This is a genomic window from Rhodococcus sp. NPDC057014 (genome assembly GCF_042673295.1).
In the GTDB taxonomy this organism is placed as follows: domain Bacteria; phylum Actinomycetota; class Actinomycetes; order Mycobacteriales; family Mycobacteriaceae; genus Rhodococcus_F.
The window spans coordinates 1-5432 of sequence record NZ_JBHUSF010000454.1 but is presented as its reverse complement, the minus strand read 5'-3'; the positions used below and the strand labels follow the sequence as shown (position 1 = coordinate 5432).

Genomic DNA, 5432 nt, shown 5'->3' with positions numbered 1-5432 from the left:
GGCAATTGCCTGTGCGGCTGACCAATTCGTGGGAGACCGGAGCGGTTCAGTCGGGCAGCGCGTACGTGGCCCAGGCCCGGGCGAGCACGTCGCCGTCGAGCGTGCAGGTGACGGCGACGTCGGTCATGCGCACGCCGTCCTGGACGTACGTCTGCTGCAGCGAGGACGTGAAGTCCGCCCCGGACGGCACGGCCCGCCGGATGCGGGTGCGGAACCTGCGGAGATCGCCGGGGAACTGCTCGGCGCAGTGGCGCTCGAGCAGGTCTGCCGACCGGTCGTCCGGTGTCGCGGCGCCGGTGAAACTGTTCGTCCAGAACTCGTAGACCAGTTGCTCGTCCCGGTTGCGGAAGCGCACGAGCAGGTCGTGGTCGCCCACCCTGCGGACCTGTGCCGTCAGCGCGTCGTCCGGCGTCCGGCGCGGTCGCAGCAGGAGAAAGTCGTGCTCGACGGCGGCCCCCGGCTCGGGTGCGACGACCATCCCGTCCGGGACGGCGTCGGCGCACAGCCGGCGGATCTCCGCTGTGCACGGCTGCGAAGAGGTGAGTGCGGCCATCGTTCCTCCCAAATCACGGGGTCTGTGTTCCGCACGGTAGTCGCCGCGGCCCGCAAACGGGGGCCGTGGTCCCTGTGATCGGGACGCCCAAAACGCGCCGCGACGGCCGGATACGAAAGCCTCTCGCTCAGTGGGAGAGTCGGGTACCGCTGCGCGCCGTGTGCGCCGACTATGAGCTACACCACACCCCGAGGGTGTTCTTGACGTACAGCGAGGCGGAGGTAGACATGGCGCGCAACAGTGCCGTTGACGGCGACGAAGTCCGGATGATCGAAGTGGGATCGGCACCAACGCGTTTCGCGCGAGGGTGGCACTGCCTGGGTCTGGCGAAGACCTTCCGGGACGGCGCCCCGCACCAGATCGACGCGTTCGGCACGTCGCTGGTGGTGTTCGAGACGTCCGACGGCACCCTCAGTGTGCTCGACGCCTACTGCCGCCACATGGGCGGCAACCTGGCGCACGGCACCGTGAAGGGCGACTCGATCGCCTGCCCGTTCCACGACTGGCGCTGGGGCGGCAACGGCAAGTGCACCGGAATCCCGTATGCGCGGCGCGTCCCGCCGCTGGCACGGACCCGGGCCTGGACGACCATCGAGCGCAACGGGCAGCTGTACGTCTGGAACGACCCGCAGGGCAACCCGCCGCCCGCCGACGTGACGATTCCCGAGATCGAGGGATTCGGCTCTCCGGAATGGACCGACTGGACCTGGAATTCGCTGCTCGTCGAGGGTTCGCACTGCCGCGAGATCGTCGACAACGTGGTCGACATGGCGCACTTCTACTACGTCCACTTCTCGTTCCCGCGCTACTTCAAGAACGTCTTCGAAGGGCACGTAGCCACGCAGTACATGCAGTCGACGCCTCGCCACGACATCTCGGTGGGCACCAGCTACGACGACCCCAATTCCACGCTGCGCTCGGACGCGTCGTACTTCGGCCCGTCCTACATGATCGACAAGCTGTGGAGCGAAGCGAACGGCATGATGATCGAGACGGTGCTGATCAACTGCCACTACCCGGTCACCGCCAACTCGTTCGTCCTGCAGTGGGGCGCCATGGTGAAGAAGCCCGAGGGACTGTCGGACGAGGTGGCGAACGGCATGGCTGCCCAGTTCGCGGAGGGCGTGGAGCTCGGGTTCAAGCAGGACGTCGACATCTGGCTGAACAAGTCGCGCATCGACAACCCGTTGCTGTCGGAGGAGGACGGGCCGGTGTACCAGCTGCGCCGCTGGTACCAGCAGTTCTACGTCGACGTCGAGGACATCACCGAGGACATGACGAAGCGCTTCGAATTCGAGATCGACACGACCAGGGCGGTGCAGAGCTGGGAGGCGGAGGTTGCCGACAACCTCGCCAACGGCGTCGTGCCGCTCGACACCAACGCCTGAGCCCGCTCGCACAAGAAGGACACGACAGATGACCCACGAGGTTCTCGACAACATCATGGCGATCGCGGATCAGCTCCGCGATCAGGCGCCCGAGGCCGAGCGGATCGGCCGGCTGCCCGACGACACGGCGAAGAAGCTCCGCGAGGCCGGGCCGATCAAGCTGCTCCAGCCCGGCAAGTACGGCGGCCACGAGGCTCACCCGCGCGAGTTCGCGGAGACGGTGATGGCTGCGGCCTCCCTCGACCCGGCCACGGGCTGGGTGTGCGGCATCGTCGGCGTACACCCCTGGCAGTTGGCGTTCGCCGACCCGAAGGTGCAGGACGAGGTGTGGGCGGCCGACAACGACACCTGGATGGCCTCGCCGTACGCGCCGACCGGGATCGCGACGCCCGTCGACGGCGGCTACCTCTTCAGCGGACGCTGGCAGTTCTCGTCGGGCACCGATCACTGCGACTGGATCTTCCTCGGCGCGATGCTCGGCGACAAGGACGGCGCCATGGCGCTGCCGCCGAAGATGCTGCACATGATCCTGCCGCGCAGCGACTACGAGATCGTCGAGGACTCGTGGAACGTCGTCGGGCTCAAGGGCACCGGGTCCAAGGACATCATCGTCCGGAACGCGTTCGTCCCCGACTACCGGGTGATGGACGCCGACGAGGTCATGAACGGCACCGCGGTGCAGAAGTTCGGGCGCACCGAGACGCTGTACAACATGCCGTGGTCGACGATGTTCCCGCTCGGGATCTCCTCCGCCGTGGTGGGAATCGCCGAGGGCGCCCTGGCCGCCCACCTCGACTACCAGCGCGACCGCGTCGGCGCGCAGGGCACCGCGATCAAGGACGACCCCTACGTTCTGTTCGCCGTCGGCGAGGCCGCGGCCGACATCAACGCCGCCCGCCAGGAACTGCTCGCCAACGTCGACAGGATCTGGGATCTCGTCGAATCGGGCAAGGAGGTCACGTTCGAGGACCGCGCCGCCGGACGCCGCACTCAGGTGCGGGCGGCGTGGCGGGCAGTCACCGCCGTCGACCAGATCTTCGCCCGCTCCGGCGGCAACGCGCTGCGCATGGACAAGCCCCTGCAGCGGTACTGGCGGGACGCGCACGCGGGCCTGGCGCACGCGATCCACGTGCCGAGCACCGTGTACCACGCGTCGGCGCTCAGCTCGCTCGGCCTCGACCCGGCCGACAACCTCAAGTCGATGATCTGACCGTCGCCGGAACACGAAAACACCAGAAGGACAACACATGACAGACATCAAGGGCCTGGGCTACGTCAAGATCCAGACCAACGACCTGGAGCGGTGGCGCACGTTCGCGTTCGACGTCCTCGGATTCGCCGAGGGGTCGGGACCGGACGAGGATGCCCTGTACCTGCGCATGGACGAGCGCGCTGCCCGCATCGTGATCGTGCCGGGCGAGACGGACGAAGTGGTCACCATCGGGTGGGAGGTCCGCGATCACGCGGGCCTGGTCCGCGTCCAGGAGGCCGTCGAGGGCGCGGGGATCGCCGTCAAGCCGCTGTCGGTGGAAGAGGCCGACGCGCGCCGAGTCGAAGAGGTGATCACGTTCCAGGATCCGACGGGCGCGACGATCGAGATCTTCCACGGCGCCGTCCTCGACCACAGCCCGGTGGTCACCCCGTTCGGCGCGAAGTTCGTCACCGGGGCGCAGGGCCTCGGCCACGTGGTGCTGCCCGTGATGGACTTCGGCGGGGCGTTCGACTTCTACACCGAGGTGCTCGGGTTCCTGCCCCGCGGCGCGTTCCGCATCCCGGCGCCGCCGGAGTTCGGTCCGATGCGGGTGCGCTTCATGGGCGTCAACGAGCGGCACCACAGCCTTGCGCTGTGCCCCGCACCGCACGGCGGCGCGCCGGGACTGGTGCACATCATGGTGGAGGTCGACACGCTCGACGCCGTCGGGCAGGCTCTCGACCGCGTCGTCAAGGACGGGTTCTCCGTCTCCTCGACGCTCGGCCGCCACACCAACGACAAGATGGTGTCGTTCTACGTGCGTGCCCCCGGCGGCTGGGACATCGAGTTCGGCACCGACGGCATGAAGGTGGACGAGACGTACTACTCCGCGGAGGAGATCACCGCCGACAGCTACTGGGGCCACGACTGGTCGGGGAGTGAGCCGCTGGCGGCGATGTAAGGGGTGTCCGGGCCCGGTGTGCGTATCCACTCGATGCGCGCACCGGGCCTTTCGGCTGTTCGGGGGGCTGCGTCCCGACCACTATTGCAAATAGGTATATGCCTATTTATAGTAAGTGTCGCCAGTCACACAGCGCGGCGCCGCACCGAGCAGCGCCGTTACGGAGGTCCCCATGACGACGACACTCAGCCCCACCCCCACCGCCGGCCTCGATCGCGCCGCCCTTCTCCTCGACGCCTTCGACGGCCCGGGCAGGCTCACGCTCGCGCAGATCGTGCGCCGCACGGGGCTCCCGCGCTCCTCCGCGCACCGGATGCTCGAACGTCTCGTCCAGCTGCGGTGGCTCCGCCGGGAGGGCCGGGACTACGAACTCGGCATGCGGCTGTTCGAACTCGGGTCCCTCGCCGTGCACCAGGACCGCCTGCACCGGGCCGCGCTGCCCTTCCTGCACGAACTGCACCGCCTCACCGGGCACGCCGTGCACCTCGCGGTGCTGGAGGGGATCGACGTCGTCTACCTGGAGAAGATCGCCGGACGGTTCGGCGTCGGGCTGCCGTCCCGCGTCGGCGGCCGCCAGCCCGCACACTGCACGAGCGTCGGCAAGGTGCTGCTGGCCCACTCACCCGAGTCCGTGGTCGACCGGGTCGTCGAGGCCGGTCTGCCCCGCAGCACACGATTCAGCATCGACTCACCCGCCGCGTTCCGCGCCGAGTTGCAGAAGACCCGCGAACGCGGAGCCGCCTACGACCGCGAAGAGGATCTGGTGGGCGTCAGCTGCGTCGCGGTGCCCGTGGGCACCGAGGACAACGTGGTGGCCGCCATCTCCGTGTGCGGTCCGAGCAGCCAGATCAAGCTCGACCACCGTCTGACCGCGCCGATTCGGATGTCCGCCAAGGGCACCTGGCGCAATTACATGTCGACCGCGACACCGGCAGGCGGCCGCGCCGACCGCTACTCCGCCTGAGGCGGGACGAAGGAGCACGAATGCCGCTCGACGAGCAGGCCGAGACCATCCTCCGGGGACTCAACGAGAACTTTCCCCGGGTCGAAACCATGACCGGCGCCCAGGCTCGGGCGGCGACGAAGGCCGGACGCAAGGCCGTCGCCGACCCCGAACCGGTCGGTGAGGTGCGCGACCGGGAGATTCCCGGCGGTGCCGGATCGATTGCGGTACGTATCTATTCGCCCGCGGGGAACTCCGCGGGACCACTTCCGGTCGTCGTCTTCTTCCACGGCGGCGGGTTCGTGATCTGCGACCTCGACAGCCACGACGGCTTCTGCCGCGCCATGTGCAACGGGATCGGCGCCGTCGTCGTCTCCGTCGACTACCGCCTGGCC

The 5432-nt window shown here is 68.5% G+C and carries 6 protein-coding genes; 5 read left to right on the top strand and 1 reads right to left on the bottom strand.

Going from position 1 to position 5432, the window contains the following annotated elements; genetic code table 11:
* Window positions 1-46: 46 nt before the first annotated feature.
* Complete coding sequence (locus ACFTZB_RS42590) at window positions 47-553, bottom strand: hypothetical protein (protein ID WP_378441520.1); 507 nt, start codon at window positions 551-553, stop codon at window positions 47-49.
* Window positions 554-780: 227 nt separating this feature from the next.
* Between ACFTZB_RS42590 and ACFTZB_RS42585 the strand changes: the two genes are divergently transcribed.
* From ACFTZB_RS42585 to ACFTZB_RS42565, 5 genes are all read left to right on the top strand, one after another.
* Window positions 781-1941: a Rieske 2Fe-2S domain-containing protein gene (locus tag ACFTZB_RS42585; protein ID WP_378441518.1), complete on the top strand. Its 1161-nt coding sequence runs from the start codon at window positions 781-783 to the stop codon at window positions 1939-1941.
* 28 nt (window positions 1942-1969) lie between these two features.
* Window positions 1970-3151, top strand: coding sequence for an acyl-CoA dehydrogenase family protein (locus ACFTZB_RS42580; protein ID WP_072946410.1), 1182 nt, complete (start codon window positions 1970-1972; stop codon window positions 3149-3151).
* A gap of 37 nt (window positions 3152-3188) precedes the next feature.
* Window positions 3189-4094 carry a biphenyl-2,3-diol 1,2-dioxygenase gene (gene bphC / locus ACFTZB_RS42575; protein WP_378441515.1) on the top strand — a complete coding sequence of 302 codons (906 nt, stop codon included), beginning with the start codon at window positions 3189-3191 and terminating at the stop codon, window positions 4092-4094.
* A gap of 172 nt (window positions 4095-4266) precedes the next feature.
* Entirely contained in the window at window positions 4267-5058 is a 792-nt protein-coding gene (locus ACFTZB_RS42570; RefSeq protein ID WP_378441513.1) for an IclR family transcriptional regulator, read from the top strand.
* 20 nt (window positions 5059-5078) lie between these two features.
* Window positions 5079-5432 (top strand): alpha/beta hydrolase fold domain-containing protein (locus ACFTZB_RS42565; protein ID WP_378441511.1); only part of this gene is annotated, 354 nt, incomplete at its 3' end.